Below are 22,579 nucleotides of genomic sequence, written 5' to 3'. Positions count from 1 at the left end.
CATCCACAAAACCAAAAAAGGGGAACAAAAATGACAATTCATAGAAAACTATGCACGGCTGCTGCCGTCGCTGCCTTTGCTCTTGTGGGATTATCGGCCCACGCCGACCAACTCGCCGACATCAAGGCCTCCGGCCAGATCAGCGTCGGCATATTCTCCGATTTCCCTCCATTCTCTTCGGCCAGCGCCGACATGAGCATCAAGGGATACGACATCGATGTCGCGCAGGACATTGCCGACAGTCTTGGGGTGAAACTCAACCTGGTAAGTGTCACCGGGCAAAACCGGATCGCCTATCTGAACGACAAGCGCGTGGATATCCTGATGAGCGTGGGGTATTCCAAGGAGCGCGCGGAAGTCCTCGATTATGCGGCTGCATACGCTCCATATTACATCGCGGTCATCGCCCCTGCGGCACTCGCAATCAGCAGCAAGGACGATCTGGCCGACAAGACGATTGCCGTCAATCGGGGCACCTTGGAAGATACCTCTTTGACCGCTGCCGCGCCGGCATCGGCAACAATCCAGCGCTTCGAGAACTACAACTCGGTCATACAGGCGTTCATTTCAGGCCAAACCCAGTTGATGGTCGTCGGCAACGACGTTGGTGCCCAGGTTCTCGCCCGCCAGGATGCATTGAAGCCGGAACAGAAATTCCAGCTCCTGACCTCGCCTTCGCATATCGCTCTGCGCAAGAGTGAGGAAGGTCTGAAGAAGGCGGTCAACGACGCCGTTGCCAAGATGGTGGCCGAGGGAAAACTCGATGCAAGTTCCAAAGCTTGGCTGAAGACACCGCTCAATCCTGAAAACCTCAAAGACTGACCACAATGAGCGCTCCCACGCGCGCAAGGAGCGGCGATGACCTATAGCCTTGGATTCGACTGGCTTTGGGACAGCGCGGGAGCGCTTGCCTATGGTGCCGGCATGACGCTTATGCTGATTGCCTGCACCACCGTTTTCGGCACGGTGCTCAGCGTCTTCGGTGCAGCTGCGCGAAGAGGACGGTACGGCTGGCTGCGGCGGGCTGTCGGCATCTATGTCGAAGTGATCCGCAACACCCCGTTCCTCGTCCAGCTGTTCTTCATTTTCTTCGGACTTCCCACACTTGGAATTCGTCTCGATCCCGTGACCGCCGCCATACTCGCCATGACCCTAAACATGGCGGCCTACACGACCGAGGTCGTCGGCGCAGGGCTAGATGCGATACCGAAGGGACAAAGCGAGGCGGCACGCGCCCTTGGGCTCAAGCCACGGCACGTGTTCTTTAAGGTCGTCCTACCCCAGGCGCTCACCATCATCTTTCCAGCGCTGACAAGCCAGATCATCATCATGATGCTGGAATCGGCGGTCGTCTCACAGATTTCAGTTCGAGAGCTGGCGCAGGAGGCCGACCTCCTGCAAGCGCGCACCTTCCGTTCTTTCGAGACATATCTTGTCGTGACGATGATCTACCTTGCGATGTCTGCTGGCCTTCGGCGGTTGCTCATTGCCACCGGGCGCAGGTTTCTAGGAGCCGGGGTATCATGATTGAGTTCACGTTCTGGGATATTCTGCGCAATCTCGCCTTTGCGACACGCTGGACAGTTCTCCTGTCGATCGCCGCTTTTGTTGGCGGGGCTGCCGTCGCCCTGGTGATCCTGTTTGGCCGGATATCGAAAGCACCCTGGCTGCGCCGCCTCGCGTCAGGCTATATCGCGCTGTTTCAGGGAACACCGCTCCTGATGCAACTCTTCCTGATGTTCTTCGGGTTGCCGATGCTGGGTTTTCGAATAGAGCCGTGGACGGCTGCGGTGTTCGGGCTAACGTTCTACGCCAGTGCCTATCTGGCGGAGATATGGCGAAGCGGCGTCGAAGCTCTACCACGCGGCCAGTGGGATGCGGGGGCGAGCCTTGGACTACACCGCCTGCAAGAGCTGCGGCTCATCATTTTGCCGCAGGCTTTTCGCATCACGCGTGCGCCCACTGTCGGCTTCCTCGTGCAATTGATCAAGAGCACAGCCTTGACGTCCATCCTCGGATTTGAGGAACTCATGAGAACCGCGAACGCAATAAACAACGCGACCTTCGAACCCTTCAAAGTCTATGGCTTGGTCGCAGTGATCTTCTTTCTGCTCTGCTATCCGCTCACCCAGTATGCACGGATGCTCGAGCGGAAGGCTCCAGTTCATTGAGCGCCGGCCGCCCAAGGCGGTCGAATCCAGGTTGCGACGGATTGAATGACGGTCGGTCAAATTCCACGGGAGTTTATTTCATGATTGATGCGCGAATCAGCAGCTTCGATGCAGACGCTACATGCGCCCTTCTTCCCTTCGCTCCTTTGATTGAAACCTTGCGGCGCTCATTTGCGGAAGGTTGTGTTGTGCCGGTACGGCATCACCACACGATAGCCACCGACGGGGATCCGGATGCGACCCTGCTCTTGATGCCTGCATGGCATGATCCGCAGAGCGCTTCCAGCTATCTGGGCATCAAGATAGTCACTGTCTTTCCCGGAAATACGGCCCGCGGAATTCCCGGATTGACCTCGACCTATTTGCTCTACGACGGGAGAACGGGCGAGCAGCTTGCGTTGATCGACGGAAATTCCATCACAACGCGCAGGACAGTGGCAGCATCGGCACTCGCGGCGGATTATCTTGCGCGCAAGGATGCCAGTCGATTGCTGGTGATCGGCGCCGGGCGCGTGGCAAGCCTGCTTCCAGATGCCTACCTGGCGGTTCGGCGAATTGAGCACGTCGTGATATGGGATATCGACGCGGAGAACGCGGCACGACTGGCGCGAAAGCTCGAGCGACAGGGGCTGAGTGTATCCGTCGCAGACAACCTCGAACGAGCGGTCCGTGGCGCCGATATCGTCAGTGCTGCAACCTTGGCAACGGCCCCGCTGGTCAAGGGAGAGTGGTTGCGTCCTGGCACACATCTGGACCTGATCGGCGGTTTCACGCCGGCGATGCGTGAAGCAGATGACGACGCGGTGCGGCGATCTGCAGTCTATATCGATACCACCGAAGCCCTTCATGAAGCTGGTGACCTCGTCCAGCCCATCAAGGCTGGCGTTTTTTCCGCCGAGATGGTGTGCGCAAGGCTTGACGAACTGTGCCGGCGGGACGTCCATGCACGCCAGTCCAACGAGGAGATCACCCTTTACAAGGCGGTTGGCACGGCATTGGCGGATCTCGCGGCTGCGACGATGGTGTACGATGCATCATTGGCCGCCGCGTGACTTGCAAGGCCGGGCCATAGGGACTGCTCGACGCCGGCACGACAGCGGAGGAACAACGAGGTCGCCTGCAACGAGCAACAGCGGCGATGTCATTCGGAGACTTTCGTGTAAAATCCCCCTGACGAACGGCAGGTTCGCCAGACGCTAGACGGAGAAAGCGTTATGAGATTGCTGACGCGCCTTTTCCAGAGGTTTCTGGTCTTCTGTCTTGGGGTCCTGAGCGTCTGGCTGATAGTGTTCGTCGTTTTTGATACGGCTGACCATAGACTGCCATGGGTTCTTGCGGTGTGCGTTACATATGGCGTGGCTGCGTATATCATTCTACCGAACGTGGTCCGGTTGTATCTGAAGGTGCTTCATCGGGGGGTCATCCCCAGATATACGATCGCCGCTGATGGCCTGGCCGGCGATCCTGTCAACGTCGTCCTCATAGGAACTCTTCAACAGCTCTGCGAGGCCTTTGCAACAGCAGGCTGGTCTACCGCCGATCGTTTGGGGACCGCAAGCTCGTTGCGAATGATCCGAGCGTTTTTGAAGGGCTCTGCCTATCCCACCGCACCGTTCAGCACTTTCTATCTCTTTGGGCGACGGCAGGACATTGGATTCCAAGAGCCCATCGACGACAGCCCCCGCAAGCGCCACCACATCCGATTCTGGGCCCTTGGTCTCGCCCATTCAGAGGACGACATGAATTCAACGAGCTTCTGGTTGAATAAGGACAAGCCGTCGCCCGACGAGCCCGTACTGTGGGTTGGGGCGGGCACCAGAGATACCGGCCTTTCTCTAACCTGGCTTACGTTCCAAGTTACACATGCTACCGATTCGGATACAAACGCCGAGCGGGACTACATAGTCGATGAGCTGAGAGTAAAGGGCGTGGTCGGGGATGTCGCGTGGCACCGGTCTGGTTCACGATTGGTGACGGGAAAGGTTAACCATTACATCACCGATGGCGAGGTCGCGTTTGCACGGTTGACTGTCGGTGCCACGGATGATGACGACGCAGCTGCTGTCGAGCCAGGCAAAGATTGATCCGAGCTTCGCGCGCGCCAGCGTCGGACCGAAATCCAGATGTACCGTGTCGGGTCGAGATCATTTTGACTCACGTCATTGTTGGCCACAGCATGGACAAGCTCGTCGAGAGAGACTACCTGACTAATCGATGGGGACATTGGAGAGAACCATGCCACGAGCACCACGCCGCCCGATCAATCCCCTTGACGCCGCGGAAGCCTTGTTCAAACCTGCAAAGAAGTTGGCCGAACCACCTGCCGTCGAGCGGCGAGCGCCACCGAACGTCAAGGAGCAAGTCTGCCTGAAACTCGACAGCGACGTGCTCGCCTATTTTCAGGCGGAGGGTCCAGGATGGCAGGAGCGCATCAATGATGTGCTGCTGGCCGCCATGAACGATGATCGCTGAACGACGGCGGCGGCTTTAAGATCATCCTCCAAGCTGCTGGAAATCGGCGCTTCGGGGCGGCTGCACGAAACATGAACGCCCTGACCTGATGCGTCAGGGCAACCACTCTTCTACTGCGATCTCTCCGTTCGCAATCAGATGCGTACAGATAAAATTGGACAATGTGTCTTGCCGGATGACGGCAGCGCTCAGGCGACCGGTTCGATACGCTGCGGTATCGACCGCGATACGATTGGCGTAAACTTCGGGGCGCAATGAGCTTGTGATCGTGTGACCATGCACGACTATATGGTCGAAAGCGTCCATATGGTCGAGAAAACCAGAGCGTATCCATCGCAAGTCGTAATCAGTCTGCGCTCTGAGCGGGACTCCCGGGCGGATTCCAGCATGAACAAAGCAGAAGCGACCGATCTCTTTATACGTCAACGCGTTCTCCAACAGATGGGAATGGTGCGGAAAGGCGTCACGAATGTCAGCGGCGATACCCTTGAAATCAGGCACCGGGCGATCGGAATAGGCGCTTACGGTTGCGACCCCACCCCAATCCATCCAGTTGACGGCGTCTTCGTAGGAGAGTTCCTCGCGAAGCAAAGCGCGCAGGTAAAAATCGTGGTTTCCCAAAACCAGTCGCGAGCCGGGATAGAGAGAAAGTGTCGAGGCCACAAGATCAAGCACATGCGGACTCCGGGGCCCCCTGTCGATCAGATCGCCCAAAAAGATCACGATCGGCTTCGATCGGCGTTCGCGGGAGGCGACAGCGATATGGCGGAGCATTGCTTCGAGAAGGTCGGCGCGCCCGTGGATGTCGGCGATTGCATAAATATCGGACGGCATATTGTCGGTCATATCCACTATTTTCTCCCAAAAGCAACCACTGCCCGGCGTCACCCGTCAACCGGCCTAGGCTTTACGTCACCTCTCGCCAACTCCGCAAGATGAGATGTTGGTGCCGCTAGGCGCGATCCGATTGGACCCGCCCAACGACACGTCCGCATCTTCGGAGAATGGGATCGTTTCTCACAGCAAATCGTCGCCCTCGCAGTGCCAAAGCAGTAGCCGACCTGCAGGGGATCATCAGGTCCGGATCGACCTATCGCCGGCCGGTGTGATGGTGAGAACCTCGCCGACTCTCCCCGCATATACGCTCAGAGCTAGTCCGGACGAAATGCGCCCCCAGAAACTCCTGGTAGATCAAAGAAGCGGGCGCGTCCAGGCGTCGAGATTTCTATCAGGAGGTTCCCGTGTTATAGTGCCGGGACTGGCGTCGTGACGCTATGCGCGCAGAGATTTGTCTGATGAGCGAAGTTGACATGCTTTTTGCCAGCCTAAGACAGGCGGCCGACCCTCACACGGTTGAGTGCATCGAGAACGTCGTCACGCGTGGCTCGGATCGCGATCTCAATCGCATAAATGCGCTCGCCTTCGCCGATACGCATCATCTCGATGAAGAGAAAACGATCGCAGCGCTTCTACATGCGGCCCGCATTGGCGCGTTCGAGATGACCTGGAATGTCCTTTGTCCAGGATGCGGAGGCGTCCTGGACACCGGAGCAACCCTAAAGGGGGTCGTCCAGGAGACGTACCATTGCGCGCTCTGCGCGGCGGGATACGAACCAACCCTCGACGAGATGGTCGAGGTAACGTTCACGGTCAGTCCGAGAGTGCGCAGGATTGGTGCCCACGATCCCGACCGGCTACCTCCGTTGGAATACTATCGCCAGATCTTCTTCAGTTCCGGAGTCGATCTGCCTGACGACTTCGAAGCGAGATTCGGACGCATCCTATTGGAGATAATCGAACTGGATCCTGGCGAGAAGGCTTTCGTCTCGGTGCAATTGCCGGCGCAGTTCGTCATCATCTTCGATGCGGTGACACACTCGGCGCAGTTCATCGACGTGAAGGGGGAGCCCACCGACGAACGTCAAAATCTCTCAATGGTCATCGGTCGGGCGCATGCGCTCAACGAGACGCTCACTCTTCGTCCTGGCGTATTGCGGCTCACTCTCGAGAATCACACGGATCGCAGAGTGGTACCGAACGTCTGCATCGCGGGAGAGGATCTGCACGACCTGCTGGGCCGCAGGCGCCCTTTTTTGACAGCCAAGCGCCTACTGACGAACCAGAGCTTCCGGGACATCTATCGAACCGACACGATTGACGTCGACCAGCGCCTCAAGATCACAAGCTTGACGTTCCTCTTTACTGACTTGAGAGGCTCGACCGCTCTCTACGAGCGCGTCGGAGATCTTGCCGCTTTCGATCTGGTGCGAGCGCATTTCAGGGTTCTTCACGAGATCGTCGCCACCGAGGCCGGAGCGGTCGTCAAGACGATAGGTGATGCAGTGATGGCAACCTTCCCGAGTCCGGACCGCGCGGTGGCGGCCGCACTGCGGATGCGTGAGGCGATGTTTCGGCTAAATGCCGAACACGGCAGCGACGATCTTCTCCTGAAAATCGGCATCCATGAGGGGCCGTGTCTCGCTGTCAGCCTGAACGACCGGCAGGACTACTTCGGCCAGACCGTCAATATCGCCTCCCGCGTACAGGGCCTTGCTGATCCCAACGTGATCCTGACGACGGAGGCGATCGTTGGCGATACCCAGGTTTTAGAGATTCTGCGTGACAGCGGCATAAAGTCGGTCTCCCGGATGGAGCAACTTCATGGCATCGGGAGGGAGGTAAGGATCTTTGCTCTGTCCTGAGGTTCGTCCGCTCTTGCAGGGACGACCACCGTGGAGGTGTTTTGCGCGTAGGTATCGGCGGATGCTGACAAATGACCCTATTCTGCTCTCTAATTCTGGAAATGCATTCGGGAACAAATGGTTCATTGTTTCCGGAGGTTGAGGAGGTTTGCTACTCGTCGGACGCTCAGTCGAGATGCTTCTCGCCCAGGAATTTCAAGATCTGATCCAGGAATTTCAAGACCTGATCCGCGATCTCCAGGTTGTTCAGATCGGAGAACATGAAGTGTGTGTTTCCGTGGATGCCGATCTCAGGAAGATGGACAAGTTTGGCATCTCCTCGTGTTTGTTGACAGCCTCTACCCACAGCTCGATGCTGCGAGCTGGGTCGCGATCAACACGAAGAGAGTGATTTTTCGGAGTGGTATTAGCATGATGTCCATCCCCATGGCGCTATGACCGTGAAGATACTCCAGCGATCGGGATCGGATTAGAGGGAGAAAGTTGCATGTCTCATAAGGCCTGCTTATCAATCACGTTTCGATGATTAGCGCACTACGACTTAACGCGAAGAGCCTCCACGATGAGCCCAAAGGCCGCGGAGGCATGTCGTCGATTGGGATAATAAAGGTGGTAGCCCGGAAACGGTGGGCACCAGTCTTCGAGAACCCGGATGAGGTCGCCTGTGTCCAAATACGCCATAATCTGATCCTCGGGCATGTAGGTGAGGCCTAGTCCGCGAAGCGCGGCCTCTCGCCTCATGACCAGATTGTTGAAGACAAGCTGACCTTCGACGCGAACCCTGAGTTCGCGCCCGTCTTTCTCAAACTCCCAGGGAAATATGTTTCCGTGCGTTGGCAGTCGCATGTTGATGCAATTGTGGGCGGTCAGGTCCTGGGGAGTCTCCGGCGAAAGGTGCTGGCGAAAATAGGAGGGCGAGCCGACCACGGCCATGCGCATTTCAGGGCTGATGCGCACCGCGATCATATCCTTGGCTACTTGCTCTCCGAGGCGCACGCCTGCATCGAAACGCTCGGCGACGATATCCGTCAAGCCATAGTCGACGATGATTTCGACAGTTACATCCGGATTGTCTGGCAGGATTTTCTCGAGGGCCGGAGCGAGAATCGAGACGGCCGCGTGCTCGCCCGCCGTGATCCGGATCGTACCGGCAGGCTTCTCACGCATTTCCGTTAATGCTGTGAGTTCAGCCTGAATTTCGTCAAATCTTGGCCCCGCAGTTTTAAGAAGACGCTCCCCCGCTACAGTTGGAGACACACGACGGGTTGTTCGGGTCAGCAGCCTGAGCCCAAGACGCTCTTCAAGGCTTCTTACGGTTTGGCTAAGCGCGGACTGGGAAACCCCAAGCTTGGCAGCCGCCTTGGTGAAGCTTTCCTCACGGGCAACTGTTACGAAGGCGACGAGATCATTGAAGTTTTCCTGCGCCATTCATTAGGCCTCCTTATAGCTTCATCCCGATTACTGCATGTTATCGAAACGATCGACAAGGTTTAAGATTCCATCATCAGCGCGCTGCAGCTTGGCAGCCCGCGTCAGCAAAAGACCACCAGGAGATAACTATGAAAACCCGGAGCATTGGAGGCCTTGAAGTCTCCGCGCTTGGCCTCGGCTGCATGAGCATGAGTTCCGCTTACGGTCCACCGGCCGACGAGGCTGAGATGATCAAGCTCATTCGCTTTGCACATGAGCGAGGTGTCACCCTGTTCGACACTGCGGAAGCCTATGGCCCATTCGTCAACGAAGAACTGGTTGGCGAGGCAATCGCACCGATCCGTGACGACGTTGTTGTTGCCACCAAGTTCGGCTTCGACATCAATCTGGAAACAGGCGAGCGCAGCGGCGGAACGAATAGCCGGCCGGAACACATTAAGGCTGTTGCCGAGGCGAGTTTGAAACGGCTGAAGACCGATCGGATCGACCTTTTCTACCAGCACCGCGTCGATCCGGCTGTTCCGATCGAGGATGTCGCAGGTGTGATCAAGGACCTCGTCGCCGCTGGCAAGGTCAAACACTTCGGCTTGTCCGAGGCCGGCGTCGGGACCATCCGTCGGGCGCACGCAGTCCATCCGGTGACGGCAGTCCAGAGCGAGTACTCCCTCTTCTGGCGCGGACCTGAGGCCGAATTGCTTCCCGCCCTCGAAGAACTCGGGATCGCTTTCGTGCCATTCAGCCCGCTCGGTGCTGGCTTCCTGACCGGAAAGATCGATGAGAACACCAAATTCGACGCGAGCGATTTCCGCAACCACGTTCCCCGGTTTACGCCGGAAGCCCGCAAGGCGAACTTCGCGCTGGTCGATCTGCTGAAGGCGATTGCTGCAAAGAAGAGCGCGACACCCGCCCAGGTGGCACTGGCCTGGCTGCTTGTCCAAAAGCCCTGGATCGTTCCCATCCCAGGAACCACGAAACAGCACCGTCTCGAAGAAAATCTCGCAGCTGTCGAACTTGAACTCACTGCTGTCGACCTGCATGAGATCGATGTTGCTCTTTCGGGGATCGAGGTTCAGGGCGAGCGCCTGCCAGAAGCTGTCCTCAAGATGACGGGCCTGTAGGAGTGGAGCGTCCGATGTCCCAGTTCGCCTTCGACGCTATCGGGACGCGCTTCGCCATCGACTCCGAGACCAAGCTGGGGGAACAGCTCCGGCGGCGCATCCGCGACCTCGCCGATCGGTTTGACCGGACCTATTCCAGGTTTCGGGAGGACTCTTTGATCAGTTGCATCGCCGTGGCAGAGCACGGAAGTGCATTCGAGTTTCCGTCGGATGACGCTGACATGTTCCACCTCTACGATCGACACCATCTCGCAACAGATGGCGCGGTCGATCCGCTTGTCGGTCGCGATCTCGAACTGCTCGGCTACGACAGGCATTATTCCCTGAGGCCGCTGGCGGGCGGTATCGCCGCGTATGCGACGGAACGCCCGATATGGAAACGAGATGTCCTCAGGGTCGGCAACATACTGCGAAGTCGCAGACCGCTGACAATTGATCTTGGCGCGGTCGGCAAGGGTTATCTTGTCGATCTGATTTCGCGCCTTCTGGTTAACGAGGGCTTTGACGCCTTTACCGTGGACGCCAGCGGCGATATCGAGCACCGCGGCGGCGAACTTCTTCAAGTGGGTCTCGAACACCCGCTTGATCCCAAGCTGATCGTGGGTGTTGCTCGACTGCGAAATTCCTCGCTATGCGCCTCGGCGGTCAACCGTCGGGCCTGGGGAGACGGCCAGCACCATATGGTTGACGGCCGGACCGGGAGGCCCGTCACGGATGTCATCGCGACATGGGTCGTATCGAACGACACCGCGACGGCGGATGGATTGGCGACAGCGCTGTTCTTCGCTCCAGCCTCGCGTCTGACTGAGAGATTCGATTTCTCCTTCGTCCGAATGTTTGCCGACGGCAGCGCCGAGATGTCTGAAAATTTCGAAGGCGAAGTCTTCACCTGATAGGAAGCTCGTGACCAGTGAACCCAGAAAAGTCCTCCTCGCCTCGGTCCTGATGTTGATGGTCTCGTCGACCGCCGACGCGCAGGGTCGAAAATCCCAACAGTATGCCGATGGGGTCTACACCGCCACCGGCGAGTATGGCGGCCAGCCATCGCATATCACAGTCAAGGCAACCTTGAAGGACGGCGTGATCACCGCAGTCACGATAACTCCACATGCCTATGTGCCGGAATCGCTCGAGCTACAGCAGCGCTTCGCGGCAGCAGTTCCGAAGCTTGTGGTCGGCAAGCCGATCGATCAAGTGAAGGTCGGAAAGCTTGCAGGCTCGAGCGGCACTCCGAAAGGCTTCAACGACGCCATCGAGCAGATCAAGCGCCAAGCCGCTCGCAATTAGCGGCCCAGACGCAAACACGACAAGAGGAAGACGAGATAACGAAATGCAGGCAGGAAACCAATTCTCGAGGCATCGTCTCACCCTTTCCGCCCTGGTGGACGAGGCGCTTGCCAAGTCCGACGGGAGTAGTTAGGGCTTCCGGCAACGACCTTACCATCGGCGCCAATTGCCATTCCCCAGGCCCGCCGCCATAGCCTGAAAGCCATCCATGTCGGAAAGAACCTCCCATCGCGGCCTCGTCGTTTTCGCGATAATGGCTAGCATGGCGATGATCGCCATCGAAGCAACGATCGTGTCAACAGCGATGCCACAGATCGCCGCTCAGCTTGGACAAATAAACCTGTATTCCTGGGTGTTTTCAGCATTCCTATTGACCCAGACGGTGACGGCCGTAGTCTTCGGCAAGCTCGCGTGCTGCGCGACAATCAGGATGAGAATCGCATTGCCTCGCCTGAACTGCTCCCTGAGAATGGGTTATTGCCTCATCTAAATTGCTCCCGACGAATCAACCTCGGGAGCTGTGATGAGGAAGGTAAGCATGGCGACACGTACGGAATTGGTGGCGGCGATCAGTTGCCGCTATGCGTTAGGCGGGCGGGCCGAGAAGGCGAGGATGTTAGACGAGTTCGTGGCGCTCACGGGTTTTCATCGCAAGCATGCGATGCGACTGCTGCGAGGAGAACGCGAACCGCGAAGGGTGGTCCTCGGCCAGGGCGCTGGGTTTACGGCGATGACGTGCGGGCAGCACTCGTCGTTGTTTGGGAGGCGTCGGATCGAATTTGCGGCAAGCGACTACACCCCCTGTTGCCAACACTGATTGAAGCGATGGAACGTCATGGACATGGCGATATGAATGGCGAGACGCGCCGGCAACTTTTGACGATGAGCCCAGCGACGATTGATCGGGTCCTCAAGGATATCAAAGCGAGCGCCACGGGTCCCCGGCGCCGGAAAGGATCAACAGCGATTCGGCGTAGTGTTCCCGTTCGAACGTTCTCGGATTGGGATGACCCCGCACCCGGCTTTGTCGAGGCTGATCTCGTTTCTCATTCCGGCCCGTACGCGAAGGGTGCCTTCTCGCAAACGCTGGTGTTGACCGATATAGCCACAGGCTGGACGGAATGCGCGCCGCTGTTGGTTCGCGAGCAAACGGTACTGATCACTGCGTTGGCCGAAATGCGCAAGTTGCTGCCGTTCCCGCTGCTGGGCTTCGACACCGACAACGACAGTGTGTTCATGAACGAGAGCGTTCATGAGTATTGCTTGCGCGATAATATCGAACTCACCCGTTGCCGCCCCTACCGAAAGAACGACCAGGCATTTGTCGAGCAGAAGAATGGCGCGATCGTGCGCAAGATCGTTGGGTACCGACGCTTCGAGGGGCTGCGAGCCACACGGGAGCTGGCCAAGCTTTATTCCTCCATGCGGTTGTTCGTGAATTTTTTTCAGCCATCATTCAAGCTGAAGGAAAAACACCGTGACGGAGCCAAGGTGATCAAGCGCTATCATCGTCCCGCCACGCCCTATCAGCGGCTGCTTGACGACGCACGCACGCCGGAGGATACATGCCTTCGGCTCAAGGCGAAGTACCTCACGCTCGATCCGGTCCGGCTGCTCCGCGACATACGCCTGGCACAAGAGAGATTGGTCGAAATTGCTGACAAGCCTGATAGTTCGCCTGCTACCGACGGCGCGGCATTACCGCTCGAAGACTTTCTGTCTGGCTTGCGGATTGCTTGGCGTGATGGTGAAGTGAAACCGACTGCCCGTTCCAAGCCAGCGGCCAAGCGAGAGCGGCGCAGGCCCGATCCTCTACTCTCCGTCACTGCTGAACTCGAGGAATGGTTCGAGGCGGAGCCTTGGCGAACTTCGCGAGAGTTGCTTGAACGCTTGCAGGTCAATTACCCCGGCGTATATCCCGACGGCCTCATTCGGACCGTGCAGCGTCGAATGAAGATCTGGCGCAGTACACAGGCCCATGCGCTGGTGTTCGGTCCATTCGCCGATACCGCGCCGCAGACTGAAATAGTAGAGGTCGTGCGGTGAGACTCTTACCACCAGGTCGCCCTTCGACAACCTGCGGAAAACATGATGGCCGCCCGCGAAGCCGCCCGCTCGCTACAGCGCTATTGAGGGCGCGCTCGCGAGCGGCTTCGCTACCTCCGTCACCTTGCTACAGGTGCGGGGACACGAGCGTAGCAACACGTGAGGCATTCAAGAACATTCGAGTGAGGCAACGGCATTATCCTCTGGGAACATTGTTGGGTGAGGCAATACGGCCTCTCATCCAGATCGCCGCGCTATACTCGCGGATATTTATGGCCGCAAGCCGATGATCCTTATTGGCATCATGCTCTTTCTGGCTGCCTCCGTGCTTGCTGGGTTTGCATGGTCGATGCCGTCGATGATCGCTTTTCGTCTTTTGCAGGGAATCGGCGCAGGGGCAGTTCAACCTGTCGCAATGACTGTCGTCGCGGATCTGTTTCCCGGCAACCAGCGTGGAAAGGTTCAAGGCTACCTGGCAAGCGTCTGGGCGTTGTCCGCCGTAGTCGGACCGCTTCTCGGTAGCCTCATCATTCACAACCTCCCATGGGCATGGGTCTTCTGGATCAACGTACCGGTCGGACTTCTCGCGGCATTAGGGTTCGTGCTGTTCCTGAATGAAGAAAAACGGACACGTGCCGTCTCCATCGACGTTCTTGGCGCTTCACTTTTTGCGACATCCATTGCTGCCCTGATGATTGCATTGACCGAAATGGAGACCACGGTTTCCAGTTCCGCCTCAGTGGCCCTGGTCGTCTCCATCGCTGCGATTGTCGCCTTCATCCGGCAGGAACGTCGCGCCGAGGCACCCATGGTCGCTCCCGACCTCTGGCTGAAGAGACCGATAGCATTCGCGAACGTGGCTGTCTTTTTCGCAAGCATGTCTATTATGGGTTTGACGACATTCCTGCCGATGTACGTCCAAACGGTTCTCAATGGCTCACCGCTTGTGGCGGGTTTCGCGCTGACCATGTTGCTCCTCGGCTGGCCCTGCGGTGCAACGATCGCATCGCGCCAGTTTGCCCGGTTCGGCCTGCGAAACATCATGATTACGGGCAGCGTCTGCATTCCGGCAGGAACAGGCCTTCTCGTGCTGCTTACTCCATCGAGTTCTGCCATACTGGCAGGCGCCGGTTCGCTTATGATGGGTTTCGGCATGGGACTCCTCAATATCAGCGCCCTGGTTCTCACCCAGGATAGCGTCAGTTGGTCCGAACGCGGCAGCGCTACGGCATCTAACGTCTTTTCGCGAAACCTCGGCAGCACACTGGGGGCAGCCGTGCTCGGTGCGGTGCTGACCTATGGCCTAGCGCACTCCACCAACGGCCAGCCGATCACCCCGGAACAGCTGCGAAGTCTGCTGAATGGCGCCGGCGCCGTCGTGACGGATGGCGAAGCAATCCGGCTTGCGTTGCAGGATGCGCTGCATTCCACCTTCGTTGCAATGCTCGTGATCGCTGTGCTGATCGTCCCTGCCTGCCTGCTAATTCCTCGGACCCAACTCACCCTGGAAATGCCGCAAGAGACCTGAATCGGACCGTCTAGTGGCGACACTACCGTCATGAGCATCCGAGACGATGAGGCCGGTCTGACCGCCTGACACCAGGTCGGTCAGCTCTTCCTAACGATACTGATGTTGCCGCTGACCTCCAGGATGGCGAACTTGATATCCTTGACGGACGCAATTCCCTCCAGACTGCGAGCCGCCTCCATGACGTCTTCGCTATCGAGGCACCCCCCCGAAGCACCTCCCTGTCGTACACGCCGTCGGTCACGAGGATTGTTGGAACGCCGTCGATCACCTGACCGGCGCGTTTCCACCATCGCTTTCCTTGCGCCGCTTTCTCTCCTTCTCTCGAGCTCAGTTAAAGTTGACGCTGCTTAAAACCGCCGGGTCGACGACCGGTTCTGTTGCAAAATTTGAGGTGGCGGCTACTTCGGACGATTTCCGCGACTATCGCGATGCTCGACGAGCCTGCATTCGAACGCGTCGCCTCCTGAAATGTTGGCTATTTTGGAAGTTGCAGGGCGTAACGCGTGTGTCGCCGCTCTCCGGTACGAGTCAGTGCGCCCATCTCCACAAGTTGCTGAAGGTCACGCGTTGCCGTCGCTCGTGATGTTGCGGTGATCGAAATATAATTTTCCGCGCTGAGCCCCCCTTTAAAACCCGCGATACCCTCTCGAAAAATGCGAGCGATAACTTTTTCCTGACGTTCGTTGAGCCGGCCCCGAAACCGATCGTAGAACCTTGCCTTTTGAAGAAAGAAGGCAATGCGATCAATCGTTGCCTGCTGGGCTTCCAGGATGGTCTCCGAAAAGTAGATGATCCATCCGGCGATATCGAGCTTTCGCTGGTGGCGCTCAAGTTCCGAATAATAGGCTTTTCGGTCACGCTCGATTGTAAAGGCAAGCGAGATCAGGCTTGGCTGCCCGATGTTCTGCGCCAGCGACTTTTCAGCCAACGCGCGGCCAATTCTGCCATTCCCGTCCTCGAAGGGATGGATGGTTTCGAAGTAGAGGTGTCCGATGGCCGCACGGGTCAACGCAGGTAGCGTAGCTCGCCCGCCTGGCCGCGACTGATTGAACCAGTCGACGAAAAGCACCATTTCCGGGGCAACCTGGCGGGATGGAGGTGCCTCAAAGTGGATTGTGGGCTTATCCAGCCTACCTGAAACTATCTGCATTGGATCATCGTGGCGACGGTAGGATCCGATTGTTTCGACATATCGGTTTCCGGCCATCAGCATCGAGTGCCAATGGAAAAGTTCCCCCTGGTGGAGTGGACCGAACCAGTTCTTATAGACGTTGGCCATCATTTCTGCGATCCCGCGCTCTTGCGGTCGGACCGGACGATTGTCCGTGTTGAGACCAAACTGTCTGCGCAGCGACGCCTGGACGCTTGCTCGATCAAGGAACTCGCCTTCGATCTCCGAAGTTTTAACGGCCTCGTCGCTCAGCAACTCGATCCGCAGCTGGCTACTGTCGTCCTCACTGAAATGCCGAACTGCGCCGATCACCTCACCGGACGACTGGAGAAACCTTTGCTCCAACGGCGCCATGCTCTCAGCGTCATATGAGAAGTTCGGCCAATCTGCGTGCTGCCAGTTCCATTGCATGAGTTATAGGCCGCCTTTCTATAGCTCAAAATTGCATATATATATGAGCTATTGCAATTCATTCTATCGCTCATCTCGGACTGTCCCGCCGCCCTCGGCGCTAGAGCCGAGAGCAGCGGAATAAAGACATACCAAGCAAGACTTTTCATCACGTCGTATTTCGACAAGTGTGATGCAACCCGCAACAGCATCTTTCGAGAAATGCTATTTTCTACCCCGGTTGCCTGTTTGTTGCGTCGCGGCCTGTCGCACGCCTTCCTTCAAATCCGCCTCATCCGCGAGGATGGAGGCGGCCTCGTTCAGCAAGACGTCCTTTGCATTCTTGCGGGCATTCTCCATTGCAATATCCGCATTAATGCTACGTTCGTTTGCTTGCAGCCCATCGTCGCCAGGATTTGCAATGTCACCTATTTTTTCCCGCGACCTGAGGCGATCCTCCCGAACGGTCAATTCTTTTCGACGTTCGGTTTCGTTCAGAGAGACGACCCCTTTTTCGCGCTGCGCCTTCAGTTCGGTTATATCCTCTGAAAAGCGTTGGAACTCCGGATCGCTCTTCACGCGATCATCATGGCGGCTTTGCAATTTCTGAAGCAAAGGCATCAGACTATCGGCAGGCGCATATTTCGCAGGCCTTATCTGTGTCCATGGCAGAGCATTGTCATAACTCGCCTCACCGAAGCTTTTGGGATCAGAAAAGCCCGGCAAAGGAATGTCTGGCGTGACGCCGCGCAGTTGGGTCGTGCCGCCATTAACACGGAAAAACTGGGCAACCGTCACCTTTAGCTCGCCGAATTTTGGTTCTGTGTTGTGAGCCACCTGATCGAGATTGACGACTGTTTGCACCGTGCCCTTGCCGAAACTGGGTTCGCCGACAATCACACCTCGGCCGTAGTCTTGGATCGCGGCAGCAAAAATTTCGGAGGCCGACGCTGACCCGCGGTTGATCAACACACCCATCGGACCTGTCCACGCAGCTACTGGGAAATCATAGGTTTCCACCTCAACCTTGCCGTCGGCATGGCGTTGTTGAACCACCGGACCTTTGCCGACGAACAGACCTGTCAAATCAATCGCTTCGGCCAATGAACCGCCGCCATTGTTGCGCAAATCAATCAGAACGCCGTCTACCTTTTCTTGCTTCAGTTCTTCGAGAAGCTTGGCGACGTCGCGGCTGGCGCTTTTGTAATCCTTGTCGCCTTTGTGGCGCGCTTCGAAGTCCTCGTAAAACGCCGGGAGAGTAACAACTCCGATTTTGCGCGTCGCGTTACCATAATTTATCGACAGGACGGCCTTCCTGGCAGCCTGCTTTTCGAGGCTAATCTTGTTGCGCACCAGGCTAATTGTGCGATGGTTGGCGTCTGCTCCGGCATCCGCCGGCAAGATATCCAACCGCACGGTCGAGTCTTTTTCCCCTCGTATCATCTGCACAACCTCGTCAAGACGCGTGCCGATAACGTCCTTCACCGCGCCGCCCTCGCCTTGACCAACGCCGGTAATGCGATCCCCCACCGCAAGCTTGCCCGACAATTGCGCTGGGCCACCAGGAACAAGCTCACGGATCGTCGTGTAGTCATCGCGTTCCTGCAATACCGCACCGATACCAACCAGCGAGAGTTTCATTGAAATATCGAAATCGGCCGAAGCGGTCGCGCCGAAGTAGTCCGTGTGCGGATCAATCGACGTTGTAAAGGCGTCCATGAACGACTGGAAAACGTCGTCGCTCTTGTATTTGTAAGCGCGCTGCAGGACATTTTCGTAGCGTTTGTCGAGCGTCTCGCGAATAGCGGCGTCGGTTTTACCTCCGAGCTTCAACCGTAGCCAATCAGCCTTGACACGCTTGCGCCAAAGTTCATTGCCGTCGGCTTCAGATTGTGGCCAAGGTTCTTTATCCCGCGACAGGGAATAGTCTTCCTGCAGACCGAAATCGAATTTCTCCTTGAGCAAACCCCGGGCGTAGTTCATCCGGTCCACTACCCGCTGCTCATATATGTTGAATATCGAAAACGGGATCTGAAGATCTTCCCGCTTGATGGCATTATCAATCTTGGCGCTATTGGACATGAACCAGTCGATATCCGCCTGCTGGAAGAATACTCGGTCCGGATCGAGAGAATTGATGAACCGATTCATAATGTTGGCCGACAGGGTATCGTCGAGCGGAACTGGTTTGTAGCTGAAACGCGTAAGAAATTGTGCGCTCAACTGAGCCGCCTGTGCCTGCTGCTTCGACGGCGCCAAAACAGGAGGCGATGCAACTTCCAGGGCGAATGCAGACGGTGTAAATACCAGGAAGATGCCAAGAAAACAGTATCGTATGCGCATACAGCTTTGATCCAATTCTAAAGTCCAGGTTTTCGTTTAGGATGTAGGGGGAATAATTGTGTTTTTTTTCGCGGTCGACAGACTGGATGCCTCCATATGATCGGTACGGCCAGCCTAGAACTTGAAAGCGACCGCCATTTCTCTTTTTTTAGGACGCGTTTCTGGGCCGTCGCCGCGCGAGATATCGCAGAGCCGCGGGAGGAAGCGGAGAAGCCTCACCGGTAACAATACATTGAATTGGCGCCGGACCCGGGGGATCCATTGTTGATGGGAGTGACCGGCATGACCTGGTGGATTATTCCGCCCGCCGCTGGCCACAAGGAGGGCGACCGCGGTCCTGCCAACGTCACCTTCCTCGTTGAACCCAAGAGCCGCTACCCTGCAAAACCGGCGTGATGCACTTGGATTGGGTTCTCCACGCGACTGCTTGCGAACGATAGCGGGTTTCATACGGATCAGCTGTTGGCTTGGCGCCTCGGTTCTTTTGCTGGTGATATCATTACTCACGCGCATGGCCCGTACGAGCAGAGTCTAAGACCGGCCGCGATCCAGGATTGGTCGCTGAGAAACGCGTTTGTCCTGCTCAATCGGCAATCTCCAGTGCTCCATCTGCGGACTCGATGGGGGATGTCTGACCGGAGAGCGGCTTTGCCTCGATCGTTCTCCCGCAGCGGCCGCTTGTAGATTTCATCACCCCGGGTGGCTGCGCCACCCTTCTCTCCCTCTGTGAATTCGACAACTTGCCGCCCTGCATCACATTCCGGCCTAATGAAGTGCGGTCCGATCATCTCCGGTCTTTGCGACTGCCATCGAGGCCGCAATGGAGCGGCCCGAACACCGAAAGGAACACGACAATGGCTACCATCGGCATCTTCACCTCCACCGAGAACGGCTTCACCGGCTCCATCCGTACCCTCGCCCTCAATCTCAAGGCACGCATCGCCCGCGTCGAAAATCCGACCGACAAAGGCCCGCAGTACCGGATTTACGCGGGTGCCGTCGAGCTTGGCGCTGCTTGGCAGAAGCGTTCCAGCGAGAGCGACCGCGACTACCTCTCGGTCAAGCTCGACGACCCGAGCTTCCCGGCTCCGATCTACGCGACGCTTGGCGAAGTCGAGGATGGCTACCAGCTGATCTGGTCCCGGCAGAACGGGAGTAAGGATATCGAGGCTCCGCCTGCCGGTGGGGCCTCTCTTCCCGTTGACAGCCTCAAGGACAAGTTTCCCAATTTCGCATGAACGTCTGCGACGCCCATCCGAAATCGGCTCCCCCACTCACCGCCGCTGGCGGTCGCTTGCGCGATCCCTGACGCCGCCATCCCGACCCGGCCTCAGAGATCGTCTTTCACAAGCTCAAGGAGCCGAGCCGATGACGATCGAACAACAAATCGAAGAGCTACGGGCAGAGCTGAAGAATGCGTGCGATAGCGCAGAGCGCCGCGAGATCGAGGCTGAGCTAGAACTTGCCCAGGCAGAGCTTATTGTCATTCGCGCGGAACAGGACGGGAGCGTCGAGGCCGAGCCCCCCTTCTGAGGGCCGCAATCGCAAGCCACTGGTCCTTCAGCACTGCGACGGGTTTGCGGCTTCTCGCAGAAACATAATTCAGGCGACGCCAGTCTTGCACTTGCTGCGGCCGCGCCGGTGCGCCCGGGCTTCCCGGTGTACGACTATCACTGCGATATCCGCAGAAGACATCATGCAACACCTCTCAATTTCTCGCCGCCACATGGACGTCGCCTCCGCACTCTCGTAAAAGGTGATGCGTCATTTTTTCTGCAAGGTTAAGCTTGTCCCGAAGCTGGCAATTAAGGTCCTGATATTCGTCGAGAGCGAGGTCAATGTTGAGATCGAATCGAACAAGCGGCGGTCTCCAGCACCACGGTTCCCAGCAGCGGTTTATGTCCTCGTCAGACCTCCCGAAACCAGCCTAACCCCAGGCTTCCACCGTCTCCCAATGTGCCCTGAAAACACTTGGGAGATTTTTCGGGAAGGGTGGAGCGCCGATCAGGGGTGACGGTGGCATAGCCACGGCCCCGCTTCTGGCGGATCAAGTCGAGGAACAGTTCTACAGCGTCCTGCTCTCGCTCGAATAGATGGGTCTTAATCTGGCCTTTCGCTCCGATACGACCCCATCTTCGCGTCAGGCAGGCGTCGCTGAACAGTGTCGGATCGATCGACATCGCGTAGAACCGGATCGTGTCCATGGGAGTGGTGTAGCTGACGGCTGATTGCCGTGCTTTCCGACGTCGGGTCGGAGGGGATATCAGCGTGCCACAGCGGGCAGACTGATTTGCGGATCATCGCTCATTTGGTGTAGCTGACGGCTGATTGCCGTGCTTTCCGACGTCGGGTCGGAGGGGATATCAGCGTGCCACAGCGGGCAGACTGATTTGCGGATCATCGCTCATTTGKGCCATCGTCTCAAGCGTCATATACCTTGCGCGTTGGACGGCCSATTCATCATTCTGTTCGAGCAGCAGTGCACCGACGAGACGGACGATGGCTTCGTCGTTCGGAAASATGCCGACGACCTCGGTGCGGCGTTTGATTTCGCCGTTAGGCGAGCACGTCCTCTTCAGCGTCGTCCATGATGGTGGCRAGCTTGGGCACTTTCGGTCTGATCTGATCGGCGACRCTGCGCCACTGAGCGCTGGCTGTCTCCGGCGTCTCTTGGGCAAACGCCGTTGCGATGAAGGCGGATACCACCCGCCTGCCGCTCTTTCCGGCATGTGCCAGGACGTTCCGCATGAAGTGAACCCGGCACCGTTGCCAGGTGGCGTTGAGAACCTTGGTGACAGCAGCTTTCAACCCTTCGTGCGCATCGGAGACGACGAGTTTCACGCCACGCAATCCTCGACGTGTCAGCCTGCGCAGGAATTCCGTCCAGATCGGCTCNCAGCAGCTTTCAACCCTTCGTGCGCATCGGAGACGACGAGTTTCACGCCACGCAATCCTCGACGTGTCAGCCTGCGCAGGAATTCCGTCCAGATCGGCTCGGCCTCGGACGTGCCGACTTCCATACCCAGGACCTCGCGCCGTSCGTCGTTGTTGACGCCGACYGCGATAATGACGGCGACCGAGACGATGCGGCCGCCGCGCCGGACCTTGAGGTAGGTCGCGTCCACCCAGACGTATGGCCACTCGCCTTCGATGGGGCGGTCGAGGAACGCCTTCACCTTGACGTCGATCTCCCCGTGCCCGACAGGCAACGCCTGCGTTGCCAAAAGGGGCGCACAAGCGGCTCACCTGGCTTTTGGAAATGCCGCTCATCCCCATGGCTTTGACGAGATCGTCGACAGAACGCGTCGATATTCCTTGGATGTACGCCTCCTGGATAACGGCTGTCAGAGCTTTCTCTGCCATGCGGCGCGGTTCWAGGAAGCTGGGGAAGTAGCTGCCCTTGCGTAGCTTCGGAATGCGAAGCTCGACGGTTCCAGCCCGCGTCTCCCAATCGCGGTCACGGTAGCCATTGCGTTGAGCGAGCCGCATCGGGTTCTTCTCACCAAAGTCAGCACCCGTAGCGAGCCGGCGTCTCGTATTCGACGTGCGCCGTCGNGTCAGAGCTTTCTCTGCCATGCGGCGCGGTTCTAGGAAGCTGGGGAAGTAGCTGCCCTTGCGTAGCTTCGGAATGCGAAGCTCGACGGTTCCAGCCCGCGTCTCCCAATCGCGGTCACGGTAGCCATTGCGTTGAGCGAGCCGCATCGGGTTCTTCTCACCAAAGTCAGCACCCGTRGCCGAGCCGACCTCCAGCTCCATCAGCCGCTCGGCGGCAAAGCCAATCATCTCACGCAATAAATCTGCATCCSCGCTCTTCTCAACGAGGGAGCGCACGTTCATCATGTCATTGGTCATCGGTGRTCTTTCCGTCAGGTTGGTCTTTGAACAACCCGACCCTAGCGGAAAACACCGATGGCCGC

At 57.7% G+C, this 22,579-nt stretch carries 18 protein-coding genes and 7 pseudogenes; 15 read left to right on the top strand and 10 right to left on the bottom strand.

Features of this window, described 5'->3' with window-relative positions; genetic code table 11:
* Window positions 1–30: 30 nt before the first annotated feature.
* From ASC97_RS09760 to ASC97_RS09735, 6 genes are all read left to right on the top strand, one after another.
* On the top strand, window positions 31–822 hold the full coding sequence (locus tag ASC97_RS09760; RefSeq protein WP_057468159.1) for a transporter substrate-binding domain-containing protein: 792 nt from the start codon (window positions 31–33) through the stop codon (window positions 820–822).
* Between the two features lie 36 nt (window positions 823–858).
* Window positions 859–1,527: an amino acid ABC transporter permease gene (locus tag ASC97_RS09755; protein ID WP_057468158.1), complete on the top strand. Its 669-nt coding sequence runs from the start codon at window positions 859–861 to the stop codon at window positions 1,525–1,527.
* The gene (locus tag ASC97_RS09750; protein ID WP_057468157.1) at window positions 1,524–2,171 is read left to right on the top strand and encodes an amino acid ABC transporter permease; all 648 of its coding nucleotides are present in this window, start codon (window positions 1,524–1,526) and stop codon (window positions 2,169–2,171) included. The genes ASC97_RS09755 and ASC97_RS09750 overlap by 4 nt, the downstream gene beginning before the upstream one ends.
* A gap of 80 nt (window positions 2,172–2,251) precedes the next feature.
* Window positions 2,252–3,223 carry an ornithine cyclodeaminase family protein gene (locus ASC97_RS09745; protein WP_057468156.1) on the top strand — a complete coding sequence of 324 codons (972 nt, stop codon included), beginning with the start codon at window positions 2,252–2,254 and terminating at the stop codon, window positions 3,221–3,223.
* A gap of 162 nt (window positions 3,224–3,385) precedes the next feature.
* Window positions 3,386–4,255, top strand: a complete 870-nt coding sequence (locus tag ASC97_RS09740) for an LssY C-terminal domain-containing protein (protein WP_057468155.1) — start codon at window positions 3,386–3,388, stop codon at window positions 4,253–4,255.
* Window positions 4,256–4,406: 151 nt separating this feature from the next.
* On the top strand, window positions 4,407–4,643 hold the full coding sequence (locus ASC97_RS09735) for a BrnA antitoxin family protein (protein WP_057468154.1): 237 nt from the start codon (window positions 4,407–4,409) through the stop codon (window positions 4,641–4,643).
* A 93-nt stretch (window positions 4,644–4,736) separates the two neighbouring features.
* Here ASC97_RS09735 and ASC97_RS09730 read toward each other — a convergent pair whose 3' ends face one another.
* A complete protein-coding gene (locus tag ASC97_RS09730) occupies window positions 4,737–5,489 on the bottom strand; it encodes a metallophosphoesterase (RefSeq protein WP_057468153.1) in 753 nt (250 codons plus the stop codon).
* Between the two features lie 449 nt (window positions 5,490–5,938).
* Here ASC97_RS09730 and ASC97_RS09725 point away from each other — a divergent pair, with 449 nt between their 5' ends.
* Window positions 5,939–7,345, top strand: coding sequence for an adenylate/guanylate cyclase domain-containing protein (locus tag ASC97_RS09725; protein WP_057468152.1), 1,407 nt, complete (start codon window positions 5,939–5,941; stop codon window positions 7,343–7,345).
* A 166-nt stretch (window positions 7,346–7,511) separates the two neighbouring features.
* On the opposite strand, the pseudogene ASC97_RS32820 reads toward ASC97_RS09725, so the two are convergent.
* Window positions 7,512–7,696 (bottom strand): annotated as a pseudogene (locus ASC97_RS32820) (hypothetical protein); the annotation flags it as partial.
* 183 nt (window positions 7,697–7,879) lie between these two features.
* Complete coding sequence (locus ASC97_RS09720) at window positions 7,880–8,773, bottom strand: LysR family transcriptional regulator (protein ID WP_057468151.1); 894 nt, start codon at window positions 8,771–8,773, stop codon at window positions 7,880–7,882.
* A gap of 131 nt (window positions 8,774–8,904) precedes the next feature.
* Here ASC97_RS09720 and ASC97_RS09715 point away from each other — a divergent pair, with 131 nt between their 5' ends.
* The 6 genes and pseudogenes from ASC97_RS09715 (at window position 8,905) to ASC97_RS09690 (ending at window position 14,755) form a co-directional block, all read left to right on the top strand.
* Window positions 8,905–9,894: an aldo/keto reductase gene (locus ASC97_RS09715; RefSeq protein ID WP_057468150.1), complete on the top strand. Its 990-nt coding sequence runs from the start codon at window positions 8,905–8,907 to the stop codon at window positions 9,892–9,894.
* A gap of 14 nt (window positions 9,895–9,908) precedes the next feature.
* Complete coding sequence (locus tag ASC97_RS09710) at window positions 9,909–10,787, top strand: FAD:protein FMN transferase (protein ID WP_057468149.1); 879 nt, start codon at window positions 9,909–9,911, stop codon at window positions 10,785–10,787.
* A 10-nt stretch (window positions 10,788–10,797) separates the two neighbouring features.
* Complete coding sequence (locus tag ASC97_RS09705) at window positions 10,798–11,181, top strand: FMN-binding protein (protein WP_244481436.1); 384 nt, start codon at window positions 10,798–10,800, stop codon at window positions 11,179–11,181.
* 208 nt (window positions 11,182–11,389) lie between these two features.
* Window positions 11,390–11,593: pseudogene (locus tag ASC97_RS35205) on the top strand (MFS transporter); the annotation flags it as partial.
* A 111-nt stretch (window positions 11,594–11,704) separates the two neighbouring features.
* A pseudogene (locus ASC97_RS09695) lies at window positions 11,705–13,227 on the top strand (transposase).
* Between the two features lie 256 nt (window positions 13,228–13,483).
* Entirely contained in the window at window positions 13,484–14,755 is a 1,272-nt protein-coding gene (locus ASC97_RS09690) for an MFS transporter (protein WP_338012521.1), read from the top strand.
* Between the two features lie 80 nt (window positions 14,756–14,835).
* On the opposite strand, the pseudogene ASC97_RS36035 reads toward ASC97_RS09690, so the two are convergent.
* The 3 genes and pseudogenes from ASC97_RS36035 to ASC97_RS09675 all read right to left on the bottom strand — a co-directional run.
* A pseudogene (locus ASC97_RS36035) lies at window positions 14,836–15,053 on the bottom strand (YetF domain-containing protein); the annotation flags it as partial.
* A 180-nt stretch (window positions 15,054–15,233) separates the two neighbouring features.
* Window positions 15,234–16,340, bottom strand: a complete 1,107-nt coding sequence (locus ASC97_RS09680) for a Fic family protein (RefSeq protein ID WP_057468147.1) — start codon at window positions 16,338–16,340, stop codon at window positions 15,234–15,236.
* 204 nt (window positions 16,341–16,544) lie between these two features.
* A complete protein-coding gene (locus tag ASC97_RS09675; RefSeq protein WP_057468146.1) occupies window positions 16,545–18,662 on the bottom strand; it encodes a carboxy terminal-processing peptidase in 2,118 nt (705 codons plus the stop codon).
* Window positions 18,663–19,516: 854 nt separating this feature from the next.
* Here ASC97_RS09675 and ASC97_RS09670 point away from each other — a divergent pair.
* Together ASC97_RS09670 and ASC97_RS34610 are read left to right on the top strand one after the other, a co-directional pair.
* Window positions 19,517–19,813 (top strand): annotated as a pseudogene (locus ASC97_RS09670) (DUF736 domain-containing protein); the annotation flags it as partial.
* Window positions 19,814–20,030: 217 nt separating this feature from the next.
* On the top strand, window positions 20,031–20,195 hold the full coding sequence (locus tag ASC97_RS34610) for a hypothetical protein (protein WP_200959450.1): 165 nt from the start codon (window positions 20,031–20,033) through the stop codon (window positions 20,193–20,195).
* A gap of 374 nt (window positions 20,196–20,569) precedes the next feature.
* On the opposite strand, the gene ASC97_RS32815 is transcribed toward ASC97_RS34610, so the two are convergent.
* From ASC97_RS32815 to ASC97_RS32810, 4 genes and pseudogenes are all read right to left on the bottom strand, one after another.
* On the bottom strand, window positions 20,570–20,866 hold the full coding sequence (locus ASC97_RS32815) for a WGR domain-containing protein (RefSeq protein WP_082529943.1): 297 nt from the start codon (window positions 20,864–20,866) through the stop codon (window positions 20,570–20,572).
* Window positions 20,867–21,025: 159 nt separating this feature from the next.
* A pseudogene (locus ASC97_RS35200) lies at window positions 21,026–21,557 on the bottom strand (transposase); the annotation flags it as partial.
* Between the two features lies 1 nt (window position 21,558).
* Window positions 21,559–22,217, bottom strand: a pseudogene (locus tag ASC97_RS35195) (IS256 family transposase); the annotation flags it as partial.
* 1 nt (window position 22,218) lies between these two features.
* Window positions 22,219–22,514, bottom strand: a 296-nt coding sequence (locus ASC97_RS32810; RefSeq protein WP_210171770.1) for a transposase, incomplete at its 3' end; no start/stop codon positions are given.
* Between the last annotated feature and the right edge of the window lie 65 nt (window positions 22,515–22,579).

The sequence above is a fragment of the Rhizobium sp. Root1203 genome, assembly GCF_001424945.1.
In the GTDB taxonomy this organism is placed as follows: domain Bacteria; phylum Pseudomonadota; class Alphaproteobacteria; order Rhizobiales; family Rhizobiaceae; genus Rhizobium.
Note: the sequence above shows the minus strand (reverse complement) of the source record. Positions and strands in the feature narration are given on the sequence as shown.